General features: G+C 72.8%; 25 protein-coding genes. 18 read left to right on the top strand and 7 right to left on the bottom strand.

What is annotated here, in order from left to right:
- Positions 1-85 precede the first annotated feature (85 nt).
- Positions 86-1,774: a DUF885 domain-containing protein gene (locus tag KV557_RS22955; RefSeq protein ID WP_218203196.1), complete on the top strand. Its 1,689-nt coding sequence runs from the start codon at positions 86-88 to the stop codon at positions 1,772-1,774.
- A 37-nt stretch (positions 1,775-1,811) separates the two neighbouring features.
- On the opposite strand, the gene KV557_RS22950 is transcribed toward KV557_RS22955, so the two are convergent.
- On the bottom strand, positions 1,812-2,012 hold the full coding sequence (locus KV557_RS22950) for a hypothetical protein (protein ID WP_218203194.1): 201 nt from the start codon (positions 2,010-2,012) through the stop codon (positions 1,812-1,814).
- A gap of 121 nt (positions 2,013-2,133) precedes the next feature.
- Complete coding sequence (locus KV557_RS22945; protein WP_218203192.1) at positions 2,134-2,655, bottom strand: MBL fold metallo-hydrolase; 522 nt, start codon at positions 2,653-2,655, stop codon at positions 2,134-2,136.
- Between the two features lie 77 nt (positions 2,656-2,732).
- On the opposite strand from KV557_RS22945, the gene KV557_RS22940 reads away from it, so the two are divergent.
- Positions 2,733-3,368, top strand: a complete 636-nt coding sequence (locus KV557_RS22940) for an ABATE domain-containing protein (protein WP_218203190.1) — start codon at positions 2,733-2,735, stop codon at positions 3,366-3,368.
- Between the two features lie 67 nt (positions 3,369-3,435).
- On the opposite strand, the gene KV557_RS22935 is transcribed toward KV557_RS22940, so the two are convergent.
- From KV557_RS22935 to KV557_RS22925, 3 genes are all read right to left on the bottom strand, one after another.
- Positions 3,436-4,641: a PP2C family protein-serine/threonine phosphatase gene (locus KV557_RS22935; protein WP_218203188.1), complete on the bottom strand. Its 1,206-nt coding sequence runs from the start codon at positions 4,639-4,641 to the stop codon at positions 3,436-3,438.
- Positions 4,642-4,797: 156 nt separating this feature from the next.
- The gene (locus tag KV557_RS22930) at positions 4,798-5,136 is read right to left on the bottom strand and encodes a hypothetical protein (protein ID WP_218203187.1); all 339 of its coding nucleotides are present in this window, start codon (positions 5,134-5,136) and stop codon (positions 4,798-4,800) included.
- 335 nt (positions 5,137-5,471) lie between these two features.
- Positions 5,472-6,800, bottom strand: a complete 1,329-nt coding sequence (locus KV557_RS22925; protein ID WP_218203185.1) for an MFS transporter — start codon at positions 6,798-6,800, stop codon at positions 5,472-5,474.
- Between KV557_RS22925 and KV557_RS22920 the strand changes: the two genes are divergently transcribed.
- The 13 genes from KV557_RS22920 (at position 6,799) to KV557_RS22860 (ending at position 22,037) form a co-directional block, all read left to right on the top strand.
- The gene (locus KV557_RS22920) at positions 6,799-8,220 is read left to right on the top strand and encodes an aminotransferase-like domain-containing protein (RefSeq protein ID WP_218203183.1); all 1,422 of its coding nucleotides are present in this window, start codon (positions 6,799-6,801) and stop codon (positions 8,218-8,220) included. The genes KV557_RS22925 and KV557_RS22920 overlap by 2 nt on opposite strands.
- 197 nt (positions 8,221-8,417) lie before the next feature.
- Positions 8,418-8,900 carry a hypothetical protein gene (locus KV557_RS22915; RefSeq protein WP_218203181.1) on the top strand — a complete coding sequence of 161 codons (483 nt, stop codon included), beginning with the start codon at positions 8,418-8,420 and terminating at the stop codon, positions 8,898-8,900.
- Between the two features lie 346 nt (positions 8,901-9,246).
- The gene (locus KV557_RS22910; protein ID WP_256177818.1) at positions 9,247-10,302 is read left to right on the top strand and encodes a polyprenyl synthetase family protein; all 1,056 of its coding nucleotides are present in this window, start codon (positions 9,247-9,249) and stop codon (positions 10,300-10,302) included.
- A 127-nt stretch (positions 10,303-10,429) separates the two neighbouring features.
- Positions 10,430-11,140: a methyltransferase domain-containing protein gene (locus tag KV557_RS22905; protein WP_218203176.1), complete on the top strand. Its 711-nt coding sequence runs from the start codon at positions 10,430-10,432 to the stop codon at positions 11,138-11,140.
- On the top strand, positions 11,137-12,030 hold the full coding sequence (locus KV557_RS22900; RefSeq protein WP_218203174.1) for a 1,4-dihydroxy-2-naphthoate polyprenyltransferase: 894 nt from the start codon (positions 11,137-11,139) through the stop codon (positions 12,028-12,030). Before KV557_RS22905 ends, KV557_RS22900 begins: the two co-directional genes overlap by 4 nt.
- Complete coding sequence (locus tag KV557_RS22895; RefSeq protein ID WP_218203172.1) at positions 12,027-13,592, top strand: flavin-containing monooxygenase; 1,566 nt, start codon at positions 12,027-12,029, stop codon at positions 13,590-13,592. The genes KV557_RS22900 and KV557_RS22895 overlap by 4 nt, the downstream gene beginning before the upstream one ends.
- On the top strand, positions 13,579-14,007 hold the full coding sequence (locus KV557_RS22890; protein ID WP_218203170.1) for a DUF2834 domain-containing protein: 429 nt from the start codon (positions 13,579-13,581) through the stop codon (positions 14,005-14,007). Before KV557_RS22895 ends, KV557_RS22890 begins: the two co-directional genes overlap by 14 nt.
- Complete coding sequence (locus tag KV557_RS22885) at positions 14,004-15,893, top strand: prenyltransferase/squalene oxidase repeat-containing protein (RefSeq protein WP_218203169.1); 1,890 nt, start codon at positions 14,004-14,006, stop codon at positions 15,891-15,893. Before KV557_RS22890 ends, KV557_RS22885 begins: the two co-directional genes overlap by 4 nt.
- Positions 15,890-17,425, top strand: a complete 1,536-nt coding sequence (locus KV557_RS22880; RefSeq protein ID WP_308130022.1) for an FAD-dependent oxidoreductase — start codon at positions 15,890-15,892, stop codon at positions 17,423-17,425. Before KV557_RS22885 ends, KV557_RS22880 begins: the two co-directional genes overlap by 4 nt.
- A complete protein-coding gene (locus KV557_RS22875; RefSeq protein ID WP_218203166.1) occupies positions 17,422-18,198 on the top strand; it encodes a 2,3-dihydro-2,3-dihydroxybenzoate dehydrogenase in 777 nt (258 codons plus the stop codon). Before KV557_RS22880 ends, KV557_RS22875 begins: the two co-directional genes overlap by 4 nt.
- A 43-nt stretch (positions 18,199-18,241) precedes the next feature.
- Complete coding sequence (locus tag KV557_RS22870) at positions 18,242-18,904, top strand: isochorismatase family protein (protein ID WP_218203164.1); 663 nt, start codon at positions 18,242-18,244, stop codon at positions 18,902-18,904.
- A complete protein-coding gene (locus KV557_RS22865) occupies positions 18,898-20,856 on the top strand; it encodes an anthranilate synthase family protein (RefSeq protein ID WP_308130021.1) in 1,959 nt (652 codons plus the stop codon). Before KV557_RS22870 ends, KV557_RS22865 begins: the two co-directional genes overlap by 7 nt.
- Complete coding sequence (locus tag KV557_RS22860) at positions 20,853-22,037, top strand: 3-hydroxybenzoate 6-monooxygenase (RefSeq protein ID WP_218203162.1); 1,185 nt, start codon at positions 20,853-20,855, stop codon at positions 22,035-22,037. The genes KV557_RS22865 and KV557_RS22860 overlap by 4 nt, the downstream gene beginning before the upstream one ends.
- A 77-nt stretch (positions 22,038-22,114) precedes the next feature.
- Here KV557_RS22860 and KV557_RS42880 read toward each other — a convergent pair whose 3' ends face one another.
- A complete protein-coding gene (locus tag KV557_RS42880; protein WP_308130020.1) occupies positions 22,115-22,807 on the bottom strand; it encodes a nuclear transport factor 2 family protein in 693 nt (230 codons plus the stop codon).
- Positions 22,808-22,867: 60 nt separating this feature from the next.
- Positions 22,868-23,860: a helix-turn-helix domain-containing protein gene (locus KV557_RS22850; protein WP_218203160.1), complete on the bottom strand. Its 993-nt coding sequence runs from the start codon at positions 23,858-23,860 to the stop codon at positions 22,868-22,870.
- A gap of 52 nt (positions 23,861-23,912) precedes the next feature.
- Between KV557_RS22850 and KV557_RS22845 the strand changes: the two genes are divergently transcribed.
- The 3 genes from KV557_RS22845 (at position 23,913) to KV557_RS22835 (ending at position 26,188) form a co-directional block, all read left to right on the top strand.
- Positions 23,913-24,308, top strand: coding sequence for a cupin domain-containing protein (locus KV557_RS22845; protein ID WP_218203158.1), 396 nt, complete (start codon positions 23,913-23,915; stop codon positions 24,306-24,308).
- A 343-nt stretch (positions 24,309-24,651) separates the two neighbouring features.
- Positions 24,652-25,542: an SDR family NAD(P)-dependent oxidoreductase gene (locus KV557_RS22840; RefSeq protein WP_218203157.1), complete on the top strand. Its 891-nt coding sequence runs from the start codon at positions 24,652-24,654 to the stop codon at positions 25,540-25,542.
- Between the two features lie 67 nt (positions 25,543-25,609).
- Positions 25,610-26,188: a TetR/AcrR family transcriptional regulator gene (locus KV557_RS22835; RefSeq protein ID WP_218203155.1), complete on the top strand. Its 579-nt coding sequence runs from the start codon at positions 25,610-25,612 to the stop codon at positions 26,186-26,188.
- The last annotated feature ends 69 nt before the right edge of the window (positions 26,189-26,257 follow it).

The following is a 26,257-nucleotide window of genomic DNA, read 5'->3' as shown; positions in this document are numbered from 1 at the left end:
GGCCCGGCCTGCAACGGCCGAAAGCCGACGGTGTGCTGCCGTGCGCCGCTGACAACGCCACAGCCGGTACGTCAGCATGGGGCGCATGCCCGAGAACCCGAGGTCCCCCCGCCGGATCGCCGATGACTACGTCGCCCAGGTCGCAGCACTCGATCCGGCGACCTCGACCCGGCTCGGACTGCACCCCGAGGACGACCGGCAGCCGGATCTGTCACCGGATGGCCTCGAAGCGCTCGCCGAACTGGCCCGGCGGACGCTGTCCGCGCTCGACGCCGCCGAGAAGGACGGCGTGGTCCCCGCGGACGCAGCCGAACGGGACTGTGCCCGGCTGCTGCGGGAACGGCTGACCGCCGAGCTCGCCGTGCACGAGGCCGGGGACGGCTTCCGTCAGCTGCGCAACGTCGGCTCGCCGCTGCACAAGGTGCGGGGCATCTTCACCATGATGCCCACCGACACCGACGAGAACTGGGCGGCCGTCGCCGGCCGGCTGGGCAACCTGCCCGGCGCGCTGGACGGTTACCGGGCGACCCTGGCCGAGGGCATCACCCGCGGGCTGCTGTGCGCGCCCCGCCAGGCCAGTGCGGTCATCGGCCAGCTCGCGGCCTGGACCGGCCAGGACGGTGGCGGCGCGGGCTGGTTCACTGAGTTCGTCGCGGCCGGCCCGGACCGGCTCAGGCCCGAACTGGACGCCGCCGCCGAGCGCGCGACCACCGCGGTGGCCGCCTTCCGCGACTGGCTGCGCGACACCTACCTGCCCGCCGCCGACGGCACCCCGGACGCCGTCGGCCGCGAGCGCTACCTGCGCTCCGCCCGCTGGGCCAACGGCGCCGACCTGGACCCGGCCGAGGCGTACGCCTGGGCCTGGGAGGAGTTCCACCGGACGGTCGCCGAGATGCGGGCCGAGGCCGACCGCATCCTCCCGGGCGCCGGCGTCCGGGCCACCATGGACCACCTCGACCGGCACGGCCACACGATCGAGGGCGAGGAGAACATCCGCGCCTGGCTCCAGCAGATCACCGACGAGGCGATCGACGCCCTCGACGGCACCCACTTCGACATCTCCGGCCCCCTGCGCCGGGTCGAGACCAGGATCGCGCCGCCCGGCAGCTCGGGCGCGCCGTACTACACCGGCCCGAGCCTCGACTTCCGCCGTCCCGGCCGCACCTACCTGCCCACCCTGGGCCAACGGACCTTCCCCACCTGGGAGATCGTCAGCACCTGGTACCACGAGGGCGTCCCCGGGCACCACCTGCAGACGGCCCGGTGGACCGCCTCCGCCGACCGCCTCAGCAGCTACCAGATCACGCTCGGCGCGGTCAGCGCCAACAAGGAGGGCTGGGCCCTCTACGCCGAGCGGCTGATGGACGAACTCGGCTTCCTCACCGATCCCGCCCGGCGCCTCGGCTACCTGGACAAGCAGATGCTCCGGATCATCCGCGTGATCGTCGACATCGGCATGCACCTGGAACTCACGATCCCCGCCGACTCCGGTTTCCACTCCGGCGAACGCTGGACCCCGGCCCTCGCCACCGAGTTCATGGCCACCCACCACGGCAGTGGCCCCGCCCGCCGCACCAGCGAGATCGACCGCTACCTGGGCTGGCCCGGTCAGGCCATCGGCTACAAGCTGGGCGAGCGGGCGTGGTTGCAGGGCCGCGCGGAGGCCCGGCGCCGCCTGGGAGCCGACTTCGACCTCCGGGCCTGGCACATGAGCGCGCTCTCCCAGGGCTCGCTCGGCCTGGACGACCTGGCCGCCAACCTCGCGTCCGGGTAGGGACGGTCGGTGTTCGGCGGGTGCCGTCCGCGTCGGGTCAGCCGGGGAGCCTGCCGGTGAGCCGTCGGGCCCCGCTTGCCACGTCCCGGCCGTGCGGTGTGCCCATGGCCTGGAGGACGGGGCTGTCGAGCGGGCTCGCGGCCAGGCGGTCCAGCACCGCGGAGAATGCGGCGCGCAGCCCGCGGCCGCGACGGCCTACGACGGGGACCGCCGAGTGGAACGCGGCGTTGACGGACATGCGGCTCACCTCCGTAGCGACCTGCGGACCTGCAGGTAGGGCAAGCCTGCACCCTCTCGGCGGCGATTCGCACGCGATTGACGGCTTACTGACACGTTGCTGACGCTTTGTGAACCGTTCCTCAGGCCGATGCCAGCTCCAGGCGGTCCAGCAGCCCAGCCGCTGTGAAGGCGGCGACCAGGTGGGTGCGGCCTTCGGTGAAGTGGCCCCAGCTGTCGAAGTGCGCGGGGACCACGCGTCGGGCGGCGAGGACGATGGCGGCCTCGGCGGCCTGGGCGCTGTCGAGGGTGAGCAGGGCGCCGTCGAACAGGGCGGTCCGGGCGGTGCCGCCGAGGCGGCCCGCGCCACCGTGCGTGGTGAGGACCAGTGGGACGTCGGCCAGCAGTGCCCGGCCGGAGTGGTCGAGGTTGTCGGGGTGCTCGTCGTGGGAGAGCAGGACCACGTCGACGGGGCCGAGTTCGGCGGCGGCGATGGCGGCGGGGGCGGTCTTGGTGAGGACGTGGCCGTTGCCCCTGGGGTACTCGCCCGGGGCGTCGAAGGCGGGATCGGTGAGGAACCGCAGCCCGCCGTACTCGATCAGGGCGGTCGGGCCGCCGAAGACGCGGACGGGGATCTGCTCGGTCGGGGTGCTGGTGTCGGTCATGATGTCCTCACGATCAAAAGGAAAGTTTTCCGTGAGATGAACCTAACGGATCATCACGGAAGAGTACAAGGTTTAACATGAGACTCATGAAAGAGACCGCGACCGGCGAACTCGCCCACTCCGCCCCGCCACCCGCACCAGGCGCGGAGCGGTACCGCGCGCTCGACTTTGCGAACACCACGCTCGCCCTGCCGGGAAGCCGGCACCTGGACCTGCTCGACTTGGCCGAGACGGCGACGCGCTGGCTCGTCGAACACGACCTCGCGCCGACCGACGCCAGACTGCACGAGGCGTGCGCGGCCCGGCTGCGCGCCCTGCGGGACCAGATACGAGCACTGCTCGCCTCCCGCATCGACGCCCTCCCCGCGCCCGACGACGCACTACGCGCAGTCAACGACGCACTGACCGCCGCTCCCGCGGCCGCACTGCTCCGCTGGAACCCCGTCCAAGGCCTGCACCGCGTCCAGGCACACCCCACCGACCAGATCGTCGACCACGCCCTCGCGGTCCTCGCCGCCGACGCCGCCGACCTGCTCACCGGCACCGACGCCGAACGGCTCGCCGTCTGCGAATCGGCCCCCTGCCGGCGCTACCTGCTGCGCACCCACGCCCGCCGCCACTGGTGCTCGGTGCGCTGCGGCGACCGCGCCCGCGCGGCCCGCGCCTACGCCCGCCGCGCGCAGTCCAGGGGGGACACCGGGTCCAACGACTGAACGCCAAGGTCGGAGCGGGCTCCAGGTGAACCGTGGATGCCACGGGGTCGAGCGGAAGGAGCGAGCTTCATCGAGGTGCCGGGGGACCTGCCGGCGGTCCTGGTCGCGAACCCGACGACTGCGAACCGACGGATTCCCGGCCGGGCTCGGTGGGGTGGACGGTGGTGGGTTCGGCGCGCCGGACGGCGATGACGGCGGCGTCGTCGTTGAGGCGGCGGCCGACGTGGGCGAGGAGGTCGCGGCGGACGTGGTTCACGAGGGCCTCGGGGGAGCACTTGGTCCAGTGGGCGGCGCGTTCGCCGAGCGGGTAGAACTCGCCGGTTTGGTCGCGGGCTTCGGTGACCCCGTCGGTGTACAGCAGCAGGGTGTCGCCCAGGTCGAACGGGACGCTCTCGTTCGGGTACTTGCCGTCGCCGAGGGCGTGCACGCCGAGTGGCGGAGCGGCCGGAACCGAGTCGACGGCCAGTGTGCGGCCGTCGCGCAGCAGGAGGGGCGGCGGGTGGCCGCAGTTGGTCAGGTGGGCGACGGGCTCGTCGTCGGGCAGGTCGACGAGGACCGCGGTGATGAAGTGCTCGGCGGTGTCACCGCTCTCCTGGGCGAAGTCGACGAGGTAGCGCCCCACGTTGTGGTCGAGCGTGGAGGCGAGGTCCGCCAGGGTGTCGTGCTGTGCGGCGATGAGGCGGAAGGCGCTGACCAGCAGGGCCGACTCGCCGACGGCGGCCAGGCCCTTGCCCCGGACGTCGCCGATGAGCATGCGGGTTCCGTCCCGGGTGCGGGTGGCGGTGTAGAGGTCGCCGCCGATCTGCGTCTCCTCCTCGGCGGCGAGGTACATCGTGGCGATCTCCAGCGGTCCGATCCGTTCGGGCAGCGGGCGCAGCAGGGCGCGCTGGGCGGCCTCGGCGACCGACTGGGCGCGGGCGAGCTGTCTGACCCGGTGGTCGCGGATCGCGGTGAACGTGACGATCAGGGCGCACAGGGCGGTCAGCGCGACGATCTGTGCGATGTGGTTGCTGGTGGTGAAGCCGCCGTGGAGGAAGGCGATGAGGACCTGGGCGGCGATGGCCAGGCCTCCGACGAGGGCGGTCAGGCGGGGGCCGGCGAAGGAGGGGGTGAGGGCGGGGGCGATCACCAGGAGGGGGCCGAGGTGGATGTTGGTGGGGGACCGGAGGTCGACCACGGTGATCACCGCGATGAGGGCGAGCGGGACCAGCACCAGCGCCGTGCTTCGCTGCCGGGGCTGCTGGTGGTGGGCCGCGCGTGCTCGGACTCCCATGTCCCTACTGTGCGCCTTGGCATCGGCGAGCGCAGGTATGGTGCACGAATTGTGGTTGGCCTGTCGCTGTCCGTAGCCCCCGGCGCAGTCGGCCCCGTCGGCCGCGCACATATCACAGCGCGACCGTGCCACCACGGCGGGAGGTCGGCCGCCGGTTCAGAGTTGGTCGGGGCCTCTGGTGACCGCGATCCCGTGCGTGGCGAGTTCCTCGACGAGGCGCTCCGGCTCGTCCGGGGTGATGACGGGCTTGATCCGCCTGCCGAGGTCGACGACGAGTGCCACGCGTTTGTTCCGGCGGCCGGGGTCGAGGTTGAAGTAGTGCACGAAGTCGCCCGAACCCCAGAAGCGCCAGCTCCCGGTGCCAAGGGTGAGCGGCATCCAGCGCAGGCCCCGGACGTCCCGGTAGGGGATCCGCTTGGCCGAGGCGAGCGGGAAGTAGTAGCGGCGGATGACGAGTTCCCCGCCGGTGCACGCCACCAGGCCGTCGTCGTACATGCCCTCATCGTACGTCTGGCGTCTGGGCGCTGCCGTGGGTGCTACCGGGCGTGACGTCGCGAACGCGGCGAGCCCGGGCGCGGGTTGTTTCCTCAAGTGCGGGACGGGTCCCGACCCGGGCCGACGCCGGGTCGGGGTGAGCCGGCCCTACTGGAGCTTCCACTGCTGGTTCCAGGCGTTGGATTCTTCGGATGCTAGGGGCCGCTCACAGGTCTCGCCCAGGGCCCTTGACGGCTCCCTGACGGAATGTTGGGATCTTCGTCCGGCCCGGGCCCTCGGGCCGCGGGCCCGGACCGCCGAGCGGCCCGGGCCTGCGTCGACCCGCGGACTGGTGCTCAGCGGGCTGCCTGCTGCCTCGGTGACGACGGCAGGGCCCGGAGGCGGCTGACCGGGGACAGCACCAGACCGATGACGACGACGGCGGAGCCGGCCGCGGCCACGGTCAGGGCGCCCCGGGCGCCGAGCCGGCCCGTGAGCAGGCCGGCGGACAGGCCGCCCAGCGCCCCGCCGCCGAACAACAGTGTCCGGAACGCCGCCGTCATCCGTCCCATCATCGACTGCGGCGTCACGGCCTGGCGGAGGCTGACGATGACGACCCCGGCGACGCCGAGGCCCAGGTAGGTGGTGAAGAAGGAGACGACGAACATCCCGATCATCACCGGTCGCGGCCCGGCGGCGGCGGGGATCAGGGCCGGGCCGAGCAGCAGGGCGGACTGGGCGACCAGGTAGACCCGGCCGAGCGGGAAGCGCGCGATGACCCTGCGCGAGATCAGGGCGCCGATCAGCCCGCCGACGGAGGCGACCGCGAGGACGGCGCCGAGGGTCGTCGAGCCGAGCCGGAGGTCGTGGGTGCCGTACAGCAAGAACATTGTCCACACCGTGACCATCGAGAAGTTGCAGCAGAAGCCGATCAGCGCGAGCGCCCGCAGCACGCCGTCCCGCATGACCCAGTCCAGTCCGTCCTTGAGTTCGCGCAGCAGGTGCCGTTCGGCGGCCGGCTCGGGGCGCGGTTCGGGCGTACGGATCAGCAGCAGCGAGACGACGGACACGGCGTAGGAACAGGCGTCTGCGACCAGGGCCACCGGCGCGCCGAGCGCCGACACCAGGACACCCGCCAGCCCCGGCCCGGCCACGTCGGCGGCCGAGGAACTGACGCTCATTCTGGCGCTCGCCTCGACGTAGTGGTCGGGGCTCCTCACCAGCACCGGCACGTACGACATCCAGCTCACGTCGAACACCACCGACGCGATGCCGACCGTACAGGCGATCACCATCAGCACGGGCAGGTTGAGCGCGTGCCACCAGTACAGCAGCGGCACGAGGCCGAGCAGGAGCAGCCGGACCAGGTTGGCGCCCAGCATGACCGGCCGCCGCCGGGCCCGGTCCGTCCAGACGCCGATCAGCAGGGCGAGTCCGAGGTAGGGGACGAGTTGGAGGAAGCGCAGGAGCCCGACCTGCTCGTCGCTCGCGCCGAAGGCGCCGATGGCCGTCAGCGGGAGCGCGAGGTTGGTCACCTGGGTGCCGAGCAGGGAGACCGTCTCGCCCAGCCAGAACCTGAGGAAGTCGCCGTTGGACCAGAGGCTCGGGCCGGGGACGCTGGGCGGGTCGGAGAGATCCGGGAGCGGTTCCGGGGTCGAGGCGAAAGCGCTATTCTGACTCTTCATGTATGACGGTAGCAGTATCGAGACCTTGGTGGCGATCCTCCGGACCGAGATCGACCGGCTCTCCCCGGGCGATCGCCTGCCCAGCAGCCGTGATCTGATCGCACGTCACGGTGTCGGACCGGTCACCGTCTCCCGCGCGATCGCGCTCCTGGCCGCCGAGGGCTCGGTCGTCACCCGCCCCGGCAGCGGTACGTACGTCGCCACCCGCCGGCCCCAGCCCGCCGGCGGTGAGCCGGACACCTCCTGGCAGGCCGTCGCCCTGGCCGGTCGGCAGGTCCCGCCCGGGCAGCCTGACGAACCGTCGAGCAGGGTGCCGGCGGGCACCATCGCGCTCGCCGGCGGCTACCTGCACGAGAGCCTCCAGCCCACCCGGCTGCTCGGCGGCGCCCTGGCCCGGGCCGCCCGCCGCCCGGACGCCTGGCACCGCGCTCCGGCGGCAGGCCTGTCCACCCTGCGGACGATCTTCGCCCGCCAGGCCGGCGGCGACGTCGGCCCGGAGGACGTCCTGGTGACCGGGGGCGGGCAGGGGGCGCTGTCCATGCTGTTCCGCGCCGTAGCGGCGCCGGGCAGCGCGGTCCTGGTCGAGTCGCCGACATACCCCGGCGCGCTCGCCGCCGCGCGTTCCGCCGGACTGCACCCGGTGCCCGTGCCGATGGACGACGAGGGCCTGCGCCCCGACCTGCTCGCCGACGCCTTCGCCATGACCGGCGCCCGCCTGCTCTACTGCCAGCCCACCTTCCACAACCCCACCGGCACCGTCCTCTCTCCCGAACGGCGCCGCCAGATCGTCGACGTGGCGCGCGCCGCCGGCGCCTTCCTGATCGAGGACGACTTCGCCCGCCATCTCGGCCACGGCCGGCCGGCGCCACGCCCATTGGTCGCCGACGACCGCGACGGCACCGTCATCCACCTCGGCTCGCTGACCAAACCCGCCTCGCCCAGCCTGCGGATCGGCGCCGTCATCGCCCGCGGCCCGGTCATGCGGCGCCTGCTCGGAATGCGGCGGGTCGACGACTTCTTCATCGCACGCCCCCTCCAGGAAGCCGCGGTCGAACTGCTCAGCACCCCCGCGTGGGACCGCCACCTGCGCACCCTGGCCGCCGCTCTGCAGCACCGCTGCACGGTCCTGGCCGCCGCCCTGGCTCGCGAGGTCCCCGACTGGACGCTCCTCCGCGTCCCGGAGGGCGGCCTGCACCTGTGGCTCCGGCTGCCGCCCGGCCTCACCGAGGCGTCCGTCGCGGACGCGGCCACGGCCCACCGGGTCGCCGTCGACCCCGGCCACCGCTACTTCCCGGCCGAGCCGCCCGCCCCCCACCTGCGCCTCGCCTTCGCCGCCGCGGCCGAACCCGCCGAACTCACCGAAGCCGCAACCCGCCTGGCCGCCGCCGCCCGGACCCTTGGCCCAACGGCGGGAGGGTGAGCCGACGGGCGCCCACGTGCCGGCTGCCGACCGGGCATCAGGGCGACCGTGAGGTTCCTGGCCGGCTCGTCGTGGGTACGCCTGAGCGGCCGGAGCGCGACACGTTCGGTATCTCGCTTGTCCGACGATGGGGAAAGGTGTCCCGTGAATGCACTCATGGGCCGCGCCGTGGCCACCCACGCCCCGGGCCGCTCGTCGTGACCGATGACCAGGGTGGGGTGGGGCGTGAGCACCCGGCGCCGATGGTGTGGGCGTTCGTCGTCCGGACCGCTGCGTTCGGGCCGCCGTTCGCGGAGGCTGTCGTGGAGGTCGGTGAGCGGCTGCACGGCGATCTGATGGCGGACGCGTTGGACAGCGGGTTCGTGCTCGCGGCGGGGGAGCCGCCGCGCACCACCGGGACGGTCGAGGTCGGCGCCGGCGTCCTGGAACGGCTCGTCCTCGTGGGCGGGCGGCAGGTCTGGGAGCCGAGCGGGGCCGTCGGGGTGTCACCGGGGTGGCGGGCCGCGGCCGAGGAGCGCGGCGGCGTCGTGGTGATCCTGGTCCCGCCCGGCACCTGGCCGCCGGGGCTGATGGGGCTGGCCCCGGAGGAACGGGAGCGGGCCTTCACCGAGGCCCTGGAGGAGGCGCGGACGGCGGGCAGGGTGCTCCACGGCCTTGTCGCCCTGGCGACCGACCCCTGAGGGATCGGCACGCCCGGGCGCGCAGGCGGCGGAGCATCCGGCCTGGACGACCTGGGCTTCGACACCTCCTGACCCGACCGCACCCCGGCGCCCTTCTTGCCGTCGCGCCACCCGCACCCCCGGACGTGATCTGCGCCACACCAGAACCCCTGCGGTGGGCACGGAGCGTGAGATGACCGGTATTTCCTCGCCATACTCCCTGAATCCGCCTTACGCTCGGTGAGAACGGATCCGGAAATTCCCCATCCCCGTGCGGATTCCTGACGTCATAACCCTGGTGTGATCTGCGGCGCTCTTCTAGCTTGTTCCCTGGCCTCGGCGAGGCCACGGGGGAAGGAATCAGAAGATGACGGAAACATCGCCGCGCGCTGCGCATTCGTCCTCGCATGATGAGGAAGCCGCCAGGATTCACGAACGGCTCCAGAAAGACCTGGTCCGGGTCAGGGAGGCGCTGCACTCCCTGCTGGTCCCACCGCACGCCCGAATCCGGGAACCCGTCCTGTACGCCGTGGAGAACGCGGGGCACCTGCTGCGGCCGACCCTGGTGCTGCTGTCCTCGTACCTGCTCGACACCGGGCGCGACAGCCGTACGCACCGGCGCGTCATCGAGGGCGCCGCGGTCGTGGAGACCCTGCACATCGCCACCCTCCACCATGACGACGTGATCGACAACGCGCAGATCAGGCGCGGCAAACCGAGCATCAACGCGAAGTACGGCAACGCCATCGCCCTGCTCACCGGGGACTACCTGCTCGCCCGCTGCATGCAGAGCGCCGCTTCCCTGGGCCGGCCCCATCTGGTCGCCATGGCGGAGACGCTGACCGACATGTGCGTGGGGCAGATGCTGGAGTCCAGCCAGCTGCACGACCCGTCGCGCACCGAGGAGGACTACTTCGCCGCAATCTCGGGGAAGACGGCGCGCCTGCTGCGGATGGCGGCCTCCATGGGGGCCCTGCAGTCGAAGGCGGGGAAGGGCGAGCGGGAGGCGCTCGAGAGTTTCGGCCACAACCTGGGCATGGCATTCCAGATCTGGGACGACATCCTCGACATCTGCAGCCGGGAAACCGGAAAACAACCGGCCAAGGACATTCTCAACGGCGTGTACACATTGCCGGTGATCTACGCCGTCCAGGATTTCGGGAATCGTCTTGTGCCGGTCCTGCGCGCGCAGCCGCTTTCCGCCGAACAATGCGGGGAAGTAGTCGCCGTCGTCGAAGAGTCGGGTGCGATCGCCCGGGCCGCCAAGGTCGCGCAGCGTTACACCGACGACGCCCTGCACGCGGTGGAGACCCACCGGGCCACCGCCCCGCACGCACCCATCGTCCGGCGGTGCCTGAGCGACCTGGTCGGCAGCTTCGCGGCCCGGCACCCCGCCCTGCAGGCGCTGCACGACGCCGCCTGACCGGCCCCGCCCGGGAGACCACCGCCCCGCCGGCGGCGTACCCGCGGCAGACCGGCGGCACCCCTGGGAGAGGGGCGGGCCACGAAACTACGGGCAGGCCCGGTCGGGCCCGGCCCCAAGGAGTGCTGTGCAACCGCTGCGAAGCGACCTCATCACCGACTACGACCACCTCGCCGACACCTGGTGGGACCCGCGGGGCCCGCTCGCGCCGCTGGGCTGGATCGCCCGCGCCCGGGCCGAGTTCGTCCCCGCCGCCGTGCACGAGAACGCCCGGCTGCTGGACATCGCCTGCGGGGGCGGGCTGTTCGCCCCGCCCCTGGCCGGCAAGGGCTACCGCCTGGCCGGCGTGGACCTGTCCCAGCTGTCCCTGCGCGAGGCCGGCCGCCACGGCTACCACGCCCTCGCCCGCGCCGACCTCACCCGGCTCCCCTTCGCCGACCACTCCTTCGACGTCGTCACGGCCGGGCAGTGCCTGGAACACGTCCCCGACCCGTATGCGGCCGTGGCCGAGGCCTGCCGAGTGCTGCGCCCCGGCGGCACGCTGATCGTGGACACCATCGCCGACACCCGCCTGGCCCGCCTGGTGGCCGTCACCCTCGCGGAGAACCTGCCCCTGCCGGGCCGGCCCGCCCGCGGCACCCACGACCACCGGCTGTTCGTCAACCGCCCCCGGCTGCTGCGCACCGCGCGCTCGCACGGCGTGGAGCTCGAACTCCTCGGCCTGCGCCCGCACCTGCGCGAGGGCCTCGGCTACCTGGCCGGTCGGCGCGAACAAGTCCGCATGGTCCCGGTCAAGGCCACCGGCGTCCTCTTCCTCGGTGTGGGGAGGAAGCGGTGAGCGCCACCACCCGCCCCGGCGCCCCGAACGCCGTACGCGCCTGGTTGCTCGGCGCCCGGCTGAAGACCCTGCCGGTCACCCTGGCCCCGATCGCGGTCGGCACCGCGGTGGCCGCCTCCGACGGCCCCATCCAGGGCCGGCGCACCGCGCTGACCCTGGTGTTCGCCCTGGGCTTCGTGCTGGGCACCAACTTCCTCAACGACTACAGCGACGGGATCCGGGGCGCCGACGACCACCGGATCGGCCCCGTACGGCTGGTCGGCTCCGGGCAGGCATCCCCCGGGCAGGTCCTGCGCTTCGGCCTGGTCCTCTACGGCATCGCCACCACCGCCGGCCTGGTCATGGCCGTGACGATCAGCTGGTGGCTGCTGGCCCTGGCCGCACTGTGCGCGCTGGGCGGCTGGTTCTACACCGGCGGCTCCCGCCCCTACGGCTACCGCTCCCTGGGGGACGTGAGCATCTTCCTCTTCCACGGCGTCATCGCCGTGTGCGCCACCACCTACATCCAGCTCCAGCGGGTGCCCGCACTCGCCGTCGGAGCCTCCGTCCCCATGGGACTGCTGGCCTGCGCACTGCTGACCACCAACAACCTGCGCGACATCCCCACCGACACCGCGGCCGGCAAGATCACCATCGCTGTGCGCCTGGGGGACCACCGCACCCGGGTCTACTACGCACTGCTCGTGGCCGCCGCCTTCGCCGCCGCGCTGGCCCTCGCACCGCAGCGCCCTGCGGTGCTGCTGGTGGCCGCCGCCGCCCCCGTCGCCGTCCTGCCACTGCGCCGGGTGTTGGGCGGGGCCCGCGGCGCCGACCTCGTCCCGGCCCTGGAGCACACCTGCTGGCTGCTGCTCGCCTTCGGCGTCCTGCTGTCGACCGGACTGGCCCTGTGACCGGGGCGGCGGAACAGAGTCCAGCGCCGCAGCACGAGGTGCTGGTGATCGGCGCCGGCTTCTCCGGCATCGGCACCGCGGTGGGACTGCTGTGCGCCGGCATCGACGACTTCGTGATCCTCGACGAACAGGACGGCGCCGGAGGCTCCTGGCACGCCAACCGCTACCCCGGCATCGCCGTGGACATCAGCGCCTTCTCCTACTCCTTCTCCTTCGCACCGCACCCCTCCTGGTCCAGGGCCTTCCCGCCCGGCGCGGAACTCAAGGACTACGCCGAACAGTGCGTCGACAGGTACGGCCTGCGCTCCCGCCTGCGCCTGAACTCCCGCGTCTTACAGGCTCGTTACGACGAGAGCATGCACCTGTGGCAGGTCGACCTGGCCGACGGCACCACGCTGACGGGCCGCTTCCTGGTGTGCGCCACCGGCTGGCTTACCCGCCCGAAGACCCCCCACCTCGAAGGCCTCGACACCTACACCGGCCACCTCGTGCACACGGCCCGCTGGGATGCCGAACTGGACCTGCACGGCCGGCGCGTGGCGGTCATCGGCACCGGCGCCTCCGCCATCCAGCTCGTCCCCGAGATCGCCCCCCAGGTGAAGCACCTCGACGTCTACCAGCGCACCCCCACCTGGGTCTTCCCCAAACCTGACGTCCCCGTGCCCGCCGTCGTGCGCCGCCTGTTCACCACCGCACCCTGGACCCAGCGCGCGGTGCGACTGGCCACCGACGCCGTCACCGAGGTCAGCTTCGTCATCGCCATGATCCACTACCGGCGCTTCCCCTTCCTGGTCCACGCCGGCGAAGCCCTTTCCCGCCTCTACCTGCGCCAACAGGTCGGGGGAGACAGCGAGTTGACGGCCGCCCTCACCCCCGCCTACCGGCTCGGCTGCAAACGCCCCTCCTTCGGCAAGGGCTACTGGCGCGCCTTCACCCGCGACAACGTCGACCTGCACACCAGCCCCATCCAGCGGATCACCCCCACCGGCATCGCCACCGCGGACGGCGCCGAACACCCCTGCGACGTCCTGGTCCTGGCCACCGGCTTCCACGTCCTGGACAACCTGCCGCCCTTCCCCCTGCACGGACAGGGCGGCCGCGACCTGCGCGAGTTCTGGCGAACCGAGCGCTTCCAGACCTACGAGGGCACCTCCGTCAAGGGCTACCCGAACCTCTGGTTCATCGTCGGCCCCTACTCCTTCACCGGTGGCTCCTGGTTCGGCATGATCGACTACCAGGTCACCCACCTGCTGCGCGTCATCACCGAGGCCCGCCGCCGGGGCGCCACCCAGGCCACCGTCCGCCCCGAGAAGCACGACGCCTCCTTCCACCGCGCACTGCGCCGCCAGCCGAACACCGTCTTCGCGCACCCCAGTTGCCGCGGCACCAACAGCTACTACCTCGACGCCCACGGCGACGCCCCGGCCGTCCGCCCCTCCTCCACCTACGAAGCCGCCCGGCGGGCCCGGCAGTTCGACCTCGACGACTACCACTACGACCGCGCCGCAACCACCCCGGCGCCGGCGCCGCGCCCCACGGGAGCCCACCATGCCACCGACTGAAGCATGGGCGAACGACCGATCCCTGTGCCGGATGTACGCCCTGTTCGCCACCGCCGGCACCCTCGTGATGGGCACCCTGGCCGTCACCTTCGTCGTCCGCAACGCCGACGCTGGCCCGATCGGCGTCATGCGCAACTTCCTGCGCGACGCCACCCACAACCTGGCGTCCTGCTTCATCTACGCCGACCTGGCCCTGATCTGGGCCGCGCTCGGCGCCTACATGATCATCGAGGCGCGGCGCTGGCGCATCCGCCACGTCTGGGCCTACATCGTCGGCGCCCCCGCCCTCGCCCTGATCGTCAGCTTCTCCGTCTTCATGTACGTACGCCAGCGCCGGATCGCCGCCACCCGTACCCCCACCCCGCAGCCGACGCCGGCGCCGGCCGCCCCCGCCACGAAAGAGCCGCAGCGATGACCAGCGACGCGACCGAACCCGCCCGCACCACCGAGCAGGCCCTGGCCCTGGCCGCCGACGCGCTGCGCCGCCGCCAACACCCGGACGGCTACTGGCAGGGCGACTGCCGGGCCAGCCTCATCGGCGAGTCCGGCGAGGTCGTCCTGCGGCACTACCTGCGCATCCCACCCGACCACGCCACCCGGGCCGCCGCCCGCACCATCCTCGCCGAACAGACCTCCACGGGCGGCTGGGCCTCCCACCACGGGGGCCCCGACCAGCTCCTGGTCTCCGTCTTCTGCTACGTCGCGCTGCGCCTGGCCGGCCACCACCCAGACGAACCCGAACTGCGCGCCGCCGCCACCGCCGTCCGCGACCTCGGCGGAGTCGAGGCCCTCGACAACCCGCTCATGCTCGCCTGGCTCGCCATGATCGGCCTGTGGCCCTGGCGCGACATCCCGCTCCTGCCGCCCGAGCTCCTCCTGCTGCCCCCCGACGCGCCCGGCAGCATCTACCACCTCGGCGCCGCGGGCCGCGGCGTCCTCGTCGCCAACAGCCTCCTGATGGCCCGCCGCTCCGTCGTCCCCGCCGGATTCGACATCCGCGAGCTGCACGCCCACCCCACCCGGCGCCCGCACCGGCCCCGGGCCCTGCGCGTCGCCACCGCCCTCAGCCACGGGTTCGCCCGGCACCCCGTCCGCCCGCTGCGCCGCCGCGCCGTCCGCAAGGCCGCGCAGTACCTGCTGCGCACCCAGGAACGCGACGGTGGCTGGGGCGGCAACTGGCCGCAGACCGCAAACGCCCTCATCGGACTCGACGCGGCCGGCCTGCCCGCCCACCACCCGGTCCGCACCCGCGCCCTGGCCGCCCTCGACGAGTACGTCGTCCACCACGACGGGCAGCGCCACGTCGACCTGTGGATCCCCGTCGTCATGGACACCGCCCTGGCGCTGTCCGCCACCACCATGGCCGCCGCCACCACGGCCGCCGGCCCCGACGCCAAGGCCACCGAGGCGGCCGTGCGCTGGCTCGTCGACAACGAGATCACCGAACCCGGCGACTGGGCCGTCCTCACCCCCGACCCCGCCCCCGGCGGATGGCCGTTCGTCTTCGCCAACAACACCAACCCCGACGCGGACGACACCGCCTTCGTCGTCGCCGCACTGCGCCGCGCCCACCCACGCGGCACCGACCCCGCCGTCGACGCCGCCTGCCGCCGCGCCGTCGCCTGGCTGGTGTCCCAGCAGTGCGACGACGGTGGATGGGCCGCCTTCGAACCCCTGCGCTGGCGCCTGCCCGGCCGCGACCGCCTCGCCGGCATCGGCCTGCTCGAAGCCCCCTCCGCCGACGTCACCGGCCACGTCCTGGAAGCCCTCGGCGCCGACGGCCAGGCCGACACCCCCGCCGCCCGCCGTGCCATCGCCTGGCTGCGCCGCCACCAGCACGCCGACGGCTCCTGGCCCGGCTGGTGGGCCTGCCACCACCTGCACGGCACCAGCGCCGCCGTCACCGGGCTCACCGCCTGCGGCGTCCCCGGTCACGACCCCGCCATCGCCCGGGCCTGCGCCTGGATCACCGCCCACCAACAGGACGACGGCGGCTGGGGCGAGGACATCCGCGCCCTCCAGGACCCCGCCTGGATCGGCCGCGGCACCAGCACCCCCTCCCAGACGAGTTGGGCCCTGCTCGCCCTCATCGCCGCCGGCCATGCCGACACCGAACCGGTCCGCGCGGGCGTGGACTTCCTGACCCGTACCCAGCAGGACGACGGCGACTGGGCCGAACCCCAGCACACCTGGATCGTCTACCGCGACGGTCTCACCTACCGCGACAGCCTCCTGCGGCTCCTCTACTCCGTGATGGCCCTGTCCGCGCACCGCACCGCCACCGAGGGACGGCAGCCGTGACCGACCACGACGACACGACCGGGCGCGACGTGAGCGCGTACGACGCGACCGAGTTCGACGCGACCGAATGTGACGCGACCGAATGTGACGCGACCGAGCGCGACGCGGCCGACGAGGTGACCGTGATCGGCGGCGGCCTCGCCGGCATGACCGCCGCCTGGGCGCTCAGCAGCCTCGGCCTGCCCGTACGGCTGCTCGAAGCCGCCCCCGACCTCGGCGGCAAGGCCGGCTCGCGCCGCATCGACGGCCGCACCGAGGACCACGGCGTCCACATCTTCCCCGCCTTCTACCGCAACACCCTGCGCCTGATCGACGACCTCGGCCTCACCGGCAGCCTGCGCCCCACCCACAAGTTCCACCAGATCCGCCCCGGCCTGCTGGGCGGCGCCCCGCGCAAGGCCACGGCCACCTCCGTGGCCGAAGGGCTGCTGTTCCTGTACGGCGTGATCGACCTGCTCGCCCAGGACTACACCACCCGCGACGAGTCCCTCCACGACTTCCTGCGCACCCGGCGCTACCTCACCGAGGAGACCGTCGCCGACATCGAGCACTTCTTCATCGCCTCCACCGCCGCCGAGAGCCGCGCCGCCTCGGCCGCCGAATTCCGCGGCAGCATCGCCGCGTTCCTCCGCCGCCCCGGCCGCATCCGGATGCCCCGCGGCGACCTCCAGCACTGGCTCATCGACCCCTTCCAGCGGCGCCTGGAAGCCACCGGCGTCAAGGTCCACACCGGGTACGAGCTCACCGCCGTCACCACCAGCGGCCACCGCCTCCACAGCCTGACCCTGCGCACCCCCGCCCACACCACCACCGAGCACGTCACCGGGCACGTGGTCCTCGCCGTCCCGCACGGCCGGGTGACCGACCTCGGCCCCGAGCTCACGGGCGCGCTGCGCCCCGCGCAAGGCATCCGGGAGCTGAACTCCCGTCCGCTCGGCGCCCTCCACCTCTACCTGCGCCGACGCCTGCCGCACCTGCCGGCCGAGCACATCCGCCTGGTCGGATCACCGCACGCGATCACCCTCCTCGACGTCGGGCAGAACTGGGCCGGACACCGCACAACCGTCCTCAACTGCGTGGTGGGCCGCGTGGAACGCCTCGCCCACCTGCCGGAGGCCGAGGCCGTCGCCGTCCTGGTGGAGGAGCTGCGGACCTACCTGCCCGGCCTCAGTCCGGACGACATCGAACACGTCTGCTACCAACCGCACCTGGCGGCACCGTACTTCACCCCCGGCCCCGGAACCGAGCGCCTCCGCCCGCACAGCACCACCGCCCTGACCAACCTCCACCTGGCCGGCGACTTCTGCGCCGCTCCACCGGGAATGACCGGCATGGAAGGCGCGGTGCGCTCCGGCCTGAGCGCCGCCGAATCCGTCCGCCGCGTCCTGCGCCCGCACCTGCCCCCGGTCCGGATCGACACCATCCCCACCGTCCGCCCCGGCACCGCCCGCCTCGTCCGCGCGGCCCTCGCCCCGCTCGTCGCGGCCGCCCGTACCCAGGCCGGCCCCCGCCCCCGGAGGAGGCGCGCATGAACACCGGCATCGCCCTGGTCAGCGGAGCCGCCGGCGGCATCGGCGCCGCCGTCGCCCGCGTCCTCGCCGAACAGGGCGCCACCGTCGTCGCCGTCGACCGGGACGAGCACCGGCTCGCCACCGTCGTCGGCAAACTCACCGCGGACGGCCTGCCCGTGCTCGCCCACCCGGCGGACGTCACCTCCCGCGCCGCCGTCGAAGCGCTCGTCGAGGCCGTCGAACACGACACCGGGCCGATCGACCACCTCGTCAACGCCGCCGGCGTCCTGCGCCTCGCCGAAGCCCGCCACCTCAGCGACGAGGACTGGCACACCACCCTCGCCGTCAACACCACCGGCGTCTTCCTGCTCTCCCGCGCCGTCGTCAACCGGATGGTCCCGCGCCGGCGCGGCGCCCTGGTCACCGTCGCCTCCAACGCCGCCGCCACCGCCCGCACCGAGATGGCTGCCTACGCCGCCTCCAAGGCCGCCGCCACCGCCTTCACCAGGTGCCTCGGCCTGGAGGTCGCCCGCCACAACATCCGCTGCAACGTGGTCGCCCCCGGCTCCACCGACACCCCGATGCTGCACGGCATGCACCCGCCCGGCGCCGCCGCCTCCGCCGCCGTCGCCGGAAACCCCGCCGCGTACCGCACCGCCATCCCGCTGGGGAAGGTCGCCACGCCCCTCGACGTCGCCCACGCCGTCCGCTTCCTGCTCTCCGACCAGGCCGGCCACATCACCCTGGAGACCCTCACCGTCGACGGCGGCGCCACCCTCGGCACCCCCAGCTGAGACCCCGTCAACCCCTCCCACCGGAAAGGACCGCACGCCACCGATGTCCGGCCTCCCACCAGTCGAGCCCTACCCGCTGCCCCAGCCGGACGACCTCCCCGCGCCGGTCGTCGACTGGCGCGCCGACCCGCACCGCGCCGTCCTGCTCATCCACGACATGCAGGAGTACTTCCTCCGCCCCTTCCCCGTGGGCACCTCGCCGCGGGAGCCGCTCATCCGCAACATCGCACGGCTGCGCGGCCACTGCGCGGCGCTGGGCGTCCCCGTCGCCTACACCGCCCAGCCCGGCGGCATGACCCCCGAGGAGCGCGGCCTGCTCGCCGACTTCTGGGGCCCCGGCATGACCCTCACCCCACAACACCGCCGCATCGTCACCCCCCTCGAACCCGGCCCCCACGACTGGCAGTTCACCAAATGGCGCTACAGCGCCTTCTTCCGCACCGACCTGCTCACCCGGATGCGCGAGGCCGGGCGCGACCAGCTCCTGCTGTGCGGGGTCTACGCCCACATCGGCGTCCTCACCACCGCCGTCGACGCCTTCACCCACGACATCCGGGCCTTCCTGGCCGGCGACGCCGTCGCCGACCTCTCCGCCGACCATCATCACAGCGCCCTGACGTACGCCGCCCAGAGCTGCGCCGCCGTCGTCACCACGGCCGCCCTGTGCGACACGCTCACCACCGGACGCGCGGAGGAGCCGTGCTGACCGCATCGCCCGGCGGCGGAGGCGAGCCGGACCTGCTGGAACGCGTCCTGACCGGCACCGCCGGCGCCTTCGCGCTGTTGCACCGCCCGCACACCGACCCGGCCACCGTCGAGGTCCTGCTCGCCGACCCCGCCCCCTGCGCCACCCTGGCCGACCTGCCCCTGCCCGGCGACCCCGCGCCGCCCGGGCAGCCCGCGCCGCCCGGGCAGTCGTTCCCGCCCGGCGGCCACGACCTGCTCGTCCTGGTGCCCTACCGGCAGATCACCGAACGCGGCTACACCGCCCACGACGACGGCCGACCCCTGGTCGCGATGACCGTCACCGCCCACCAGGCCCTGCCGCTCGCGGACGTCCTCACCCGGCTGCCCGACGAACCGGTCAAGCTCGACCAGGCCGGCTTCGACCTCTCCGACCAGGCCTACGCGGACACCGTGCGCCGCGTCGTCGCCGACGAGATCGGCACCGGCCAGGGCGCGAACTTCGTGATCCGGCGCACCTACACCGCCTGGCTGCCCGGCTTCTCCACCGCCGCCGTCCTCTCCTTCTACCGCCGCCTGCTGGAGCGCGAGAGCGGCACCCACTGGACCTTCCTCGTCCACACCGGCGAGCGCGTCCTGGTCGGGGCCACCCCCGAACGCCACCTCAGCCTGCACGAGTCGACCGCCGTCATGAACCCCATCAGCGGCACCTACTGCTACCCCCCGGGCGGAGCCACCCTGGCGGGCGTCCTGGCCTTCCTCGACGACCGCAAGGAAGCCGACGAACTGTCCATGGTCGTCGACGAGGAACTCAAGATGATGGCCCGCATCTGCCCGGACGGCCCCCGCCTGATCGGCCCCCGCCTCAAGGAGATGACCCGCCTGGCCCACACCGAGTACCTCATCGAGGGCCACACCGACCAGGACGTGCGCCACATCCTCAGGGAGACCATGTTCGCGCCGACCGTCACCGGCTCACCCCTGGAGAACGCCACCGCCGTCATCGCCCGCCACGAACCCACCGGACGCGGCTACTACAGCGGCATCGCCGCCCTCATCGGACGCGACACGCGCGGTGGGCGCACCCTCGACTCCGCCATCCTCATCCGCACCGCCGACCTCACCCCCGACGGCCGCCTGAGCATCGACGTCGGCGCCACCCTGGTCCGCCACAGCCGCCCCGAAGCCGAGGCCCGCGAGACCCGCGTCAAGGCCGCCGCCCTGCTGGCCGCCCTCACCGACACCGCACCCGAACGCTTCGCCACCCACCCCGACGTCCAGGCCGCCCTGAGCGCCCATCACGCCCGCAGCGCCGACTTCTGGCTCACCGAACCCGGCCGCCGCTCCGACCCCCACACGGCCCTGGCCGGCCGCCGCGCCCTCCTCGTCGACGCCGAGGACACCTTCACCGCCATGCTCGCCCACCAGATCCGCGCCCTGGGCCTGCACGCCACCGTCCGCCGCCACGACCGGATCCCGGACCCCACCGCCTACGACCTGGTCATCCTCGGCCCCGGCCCCGGCGACCCCCGCGACCCCCGCCACCCCGCCGTCACCCACCTGACAGCCGTCCTGCGCACCCTGCTCGCCGCCCGCCACCCCTTCTTCGCCGTCTGCCTCAGCCACCAGATCCTCGCCGCCCACCTCGGCCTGCCCCTGACCCGCCGCACCCACCCCAACCAGGGCGTACGCCGCACCATCGACCTGTTCGGTCGCCGAGAAGACGTCGGCTTCTACAACACCCACGCCGCCCGCGCCGACCGCGACACCCTCCACCACCCCCACGCCGGCCCCGTCACGATCAGCCGCGACCCCCACGACGGCGAGGTCCACGCCCTGCGCGGTCCGCACTTCGCCTCCGTCCAGTTCCATGCCGAATCCGTCCTCACCCACGACGGACCCCGCATCCTCGCCACGCTCCTCACCGGGACCCTGCCCCCCGGCGAGCTCCCCGAGCGCGGGGGAGCGGCATGATCCACGCCCTCGTCGCCGGCGGCGGCATCGGCGGCCTCGCCACCGCCCTGGCCCTCGCGACGGCCGGCCACCGCGTCACCGTCCTCGAACGCCAGGACGCCTTCACCGAGATCGGTGCCGGCATCCAGATCGCCCCCAACGGCTTCCACGCCCTCGACCGGCTCGGCGTCGGCCACGCCGTACGCGAACGCGCCGTACTGGTCGACGAACTGCGCCTGATGGACGCCGTCACCGGCGAGCGACTCACCGCCGTACCGGTCACCGCCCGTTACCGCCGCCGCTTCGGCAACCCGTACGCCGTCGTCCATCGCAGCGACCTGCACACCCCCCTGCTCGACGCCTGCCGTACGGACGACCGCATCCGCCTGCTGCCCGGCGCCGGCCTCGTCCACCACACCCAGGACCCCGCCCACGTCACCGCCACCACCGCCGACGGCCGCACCCACACCGGCGACCTGCTCATCGGCGCCGACGGCATCCGCTCCACCGTGCGCGCCCGCCTCCTGGACGACGGTCCACCTCATCCCACCGGCCACACCATCTACCGAACCCTGGTGCCCATCGCCGACGTCCCCCGGCACCTGCGCTCCAACGCCGTCACCTTGTGGGCCGGGCCCGGCTGCCACGTCATCCACTACACCGTCGCCGCCGGCACCCGCCTCAACCTCGCCGCCGTCCTCGACGACGGCGCCACCGAAGCCGTCTCCGGACAGCCCGCCCCCCGCGCCACCGTCCTCGCCCGCTTCCCCGACCTCGCCCCCACCCCCCGGGCCCTGCTCGAACTCGGCCGCACCTGGCGGCGCTGGGTCCTGTGCGACCGTGACCCCGCCGACACCTGGACCCGAGGCCGCGTCACCCTCCTGGGCGACGCCGCCCACCCCATGCTCCAGTACGCCGCCCAGGGCGCCTGCCAGGCCCTCGAAGACGCCGTCACCCTCGGCGCCCTCCTCACCCACGCCGCCCCCGACGACATCCCCGCCCGCCTGACCCGCTACGACACCACCCGCCGCGACCGCACCGCCCGCATCCAACTCTTCTCCCGCCGCATGGGCACCGACCTCTTCCACCCCGCCGGCCCCCATGCCCGGGCCCGCAACAACCGCCTACGCCCTCTCACCGAGGACGCCCTCCACCACCGCCTCGCCTGGCTCCACACCCCCCAGCCCCCGCCGCACCCCTGACCGTCCCTCGGCGGGCCCGCTCGGGCAGCAGACCGAGCGGGCGCTGCGCGGTGGCCGCCGGTACGGGACCGTGCTGCTCAGCCGAGGAAGTCGACGCGGTCGATAAGACCTTCGCGCACACGGTAGGCCACCAGGACGCGGAGCGGATCGTCGGCCAGGCCGTGGGCGAGTTCGTGGTCGACCACCCAGTCGCCTTCGCTGAGTCGCCCCAGGATCTCCGCCCGGCAGCGGCCTTCGGCGAAGAGCCCGGCGTACGTGTCACGCAGAGCTTGACGGCCCTGCAGCCGGCTGCCGTCACGCCGGTGGACCAGGACGTCCTCGGCGTAGGTGGCGGCGAAGGCGTCGATATCGTGGCTGTTGTAGGCGGCGAGCTGCTGCTCGACCACTTCGCGCGGATCGGTCATGTGCGTGATCATTCCTTCCTTGCCTGAACTTCCCATCATCCCCTGTTGCCATGTCGTCCATCGACCGAGGCCAGGCGGGCGAAGCAGGCGATTGCTGCGAATCGCCTCTCGGCCGATCGGCCGGAAGCGCTCCTCGCCGAAGACTTGCCGGACGGTGTCCGCCAGGAAGCCGGTCCCGACCGCGTCGGTCTCGGTCACCGGGTACTCGGGAAGGTACTCGACCTGCGCCCAGAGGCCGTGGGCGGCCGCGACGGCCCTGACCAGCTCCACCGCGGTGTCGCCGACCCGGGACTGCAGAACAAGACGCCTCATCAGTCGTTCTCGCCCTTCCCCCAGCCGGTCGCGACCCGGCCACTCCAGGGACACGCGTCGACCCGGACAAGGGCTGCCGAGGCGACAGCCGTTGGTCGTCAATGCACCTCGGGCTCACTTCACCTCGGGTCCGAACCGGCGCTTGTACGCCGACGGAGTGATGCCCGTCTCGCGGCGCATCAGCGCACGCAGGTTTGCAGCGGTGCCAAGCCCGCTCCGCCGTGCGACCACCTCGAAGCGGGACTCGCCTCGCTCGATCAGCCGGCAGGCCAGGGCAAGCCGTTCCCCCGTGAGCCACATCAGCGGGGTGGTTCCGAGTTGTGCCCGAAAGCGGCGATGCAGCGTTGCCGGGCTGACCGCCGCCCGTGCGGCGAGGTCCGACACCGTGAGGGGTGAGTCCAGCCGTTCCTGCGCCCAGGCCAGGACAGGTGCCAGGGACTCGTCCGGCAGGTCGGGCATGGGACGCTCCACGAACTGCCGCTGTCCGCCGTCCCGGTGCGCCGCGAAGACCAGTCGCCGGCTCACGGAGTTGGCAACCTCCGCGCCATGGTCGCGGCGGACCACATGCAGCCCGAGATCGAGTGCAGCCGCGCTCCCCGCAGCGGTGAGGATGTCACCGTCGTCCACGAACAGCACGTCCGATTCGAGGTGGACAGAAGGGAAGCGGGCCCGGAAGGAATCCGCCCACTGCCAGTGCGCGGTGGCCCGGCGCCCGTCGAGAACTCCGGCCTCGGCCAGGGTGAAGGCGCCGCTGCAGAAGCCGATCAGGCGCGCACCGCGCGCGTGCGCCCGTCGGACGGCATCGAGCACAGCCGGTCGGCGGGGCACCTCGACGTCGGGGCGGTTAGGGACGATCAAGGTGTCCGCGGCATCGGCCGCCTCCAAGCCTGCGACTCCCGTGAGCGTGAAGAATCCGTCTCGCATCGGGCTGCAGGGCTCGGGGGAGCAGAGCCTGAAGTCGTAGAGATCGCGGCCGATCTCCGGTCTGCGCAGACCGAAGACCTCGGTCGCACAGCCGAGCTCGAAGGGGTTCGAGTTCTCGTCCACGATCACGACCACCCGGTGTACGCGCGCCACGTGAGCCTGATGCGAGGATTCTTTCGCCATGTGCAATTCCTAGCACTCACACCGACCGTGCGAAACGGCTCAGGATGAGCCCATGAGTAACCAGCCGATCCCCCTTCGCAAGGCTCTGGCCTCCTTCGATGCGCTGTGGAGCCCCCGCATCGTCACGCGCGTCAACGACTACGACGTCCGTATCGCCAAGGTCGAGGGCGAACACATCTGGCACGCCCACGACGACACCGACGAGTTCTTCCTGGTACTCGACGGAGAGCTGCACATCTCCTTGCGCGAGCCCGATGGCGAGCGCACGGTCCTGCTCCCACAAGGGACGGTCTTCACCGTCCCGCGAGGAACGGAGCACAAACCGTACGCCCCGTCCGGCGCCGCGATCCTCATGTTCGAGCCGACCGGAACACCGACCGTGGGCGATCGCCACGACGAGATCCCCGACCACGTGGACGCAACGACCGGACACACCCTCAACTCCTGAGCTGACAGGCCGCGACCCGGATCACCGACGGGTTGGAGGGCTTCGGGGAGTTCGTCGAAACCCTCAGGACGGACTTCCCCCGTCTCCCGCCGAGGTGACGCGCATATTCGCCGAGGGCGACCACGTGATCGCCCACGACCATGGCGTCCGGGTGCCGGGCGGCCCCGAAACGGCGATCGTCGACATCTTCCGTCCGGTGCCAGGGTCTCGGGATCGGAGCGGGTTCATGCCACCCGGCCTTGCCTGTTCGGCCGACCAAATCCCTAAGCGGATAGATCATCCGATTGTGTGTTACGGTCCCGCTAAGCGGATGAACTATCCGCATGACTGGGTGGAGGAGCACATGACGAAGACAGCTGTGGTCACGGCGGGGACGGCCGGCATCGGATTGGAGACGGCCCTGGGGCTGGCCGGCGCCGGGTTCTCAGTGACCGTGGTCGGACGCAACGCCGACCGGGGCGCCCGGGCGGTCGACCGGATAAGCGCGGCGAACCCGGCACACCCCGCGCGGTTCCTGCCCGCCGACCTCGGCTCCCTCGACCAGGTGCGCGCGCTCGCCGACCGGATCGCCTCCGAGCATGCCGCCTCCGGCGAACCGCTGACCGTGCTGGTCAACAACGTTGGGGCGATGTTCCCGGAGCGACGGACCCTGGATGGGATCGAAGCGTCATTCGTCGTCAACCACCTCTCGCCGTACCTGCTGACGGAACTGCTGCTGCCCACGCTGACGGCCGGGGCGCCGAGCAGAATCGTGAACGTGACCTCGGGTGCGGTCGGGCTCGCGAAGCGGTCCTTCGACGCCGTCGAGCCGCCCGGCGGCTACTACGGCTTCCACTGGTACGGCCGCGCCAAGCTCGCCAACCTCGCCTACACGCTCGACCTGGCCACCCGACTGAAAGGCACGGTCGTCTCTGTCTTCGCCGCCGACCCCGGAGGCGCCGCGACCGACATGACCAGCGGCACCCTGACCGACCCGAAGATCGTCTCACCAGCCCTGCGGCTGCTGTGGCCGCTGGTGCGCCGCAGGTTCGAACGCTCCACCTCGGGTCCGGCGGCCGTGGCTGCCCAGCCCTCGATCGTCGCCGCCACCGACGACGCCCTTGCGGGCCGGACCGGCATCGTCATCGGAGCCCAGGCGCACCCGGTGACGCCGTTCCGCGCAGCGACCGACCCTCGCGTCGCCCGGGACGTGCGCCGGCTCAGCGAACGGCACGCACCTGTCACGACCACCTGACCCGCCAGGCGGTGCGGGTAGCGGCGGCGGCATCATCCGGATGGGCCATCCGATTAGGATGTCCCCCATGACGACGCCCCTGCGCAAGGACGCGGCCCGCAACTGGGACCGGATCGTCGCCGTCGCCCGTGCCCTGGTCGACCAGGGCGTGCCCCTGCAGCTGAACGACGTAGCCGGCCGCGCCGGACTCGGAGTCGGCACCGTCTACCGGCACTTCGCCACCCCCGAGGCGCTCCTGGAGACCGTCGCCACTCCCTGCCTGGAAGCCCTGGCCGCCCACGGTCGGCAGGCGCTGGCCGACACCGACCCCTGGCGTGCGCTCGAAGGCTTCCTGTTCCGCACCGTCGAAGCGCAGGTCACCGACGCATCCCTGGCCCCGGTCACCGCCGCCACCACCGACACCCTGCCGCGCACCACGGAGCTCAAAAGGGCGCTTCGGTCGGCCGGCACCGCACTCCTCGACCGGGCTCGCGACGCCGGAGCGGTCCGGCGTGACCTGGCCGCCGCCGACCTCGTCCCGCTCATGTGCGGCATCGCCTTCGCTGTCAACGTCCACGGCGGCACCCCCGCCGACCGGATCGACACCGCACACCGATACCTGGCCACACTTCTCGAAGGACTGCGTGCCACACCACAGCACGCGTGAGATCACCGCGCGCACACCGGGGTGATCCCGGCGGCCTCCGCCGGTGCCGGGAAGTCCGATCGCGTGCGG

This window comes from Kitasatospora aureofaciens (genome assembly GCF_019192735.1).
GTDB classification, from domain to species: domain Bacteria; phylum Actinomycetota; class Actinomycetes; order Streptomycetales; family Streptomycetaceae; genus Kitasatospora; species Kitasatospora aureofaciens_A.
The sequence above is the reverse complement of the archived record's forward strand: the minus strand, read 5'-3'. Positions and strand labels throughout refer to the sequence as shown.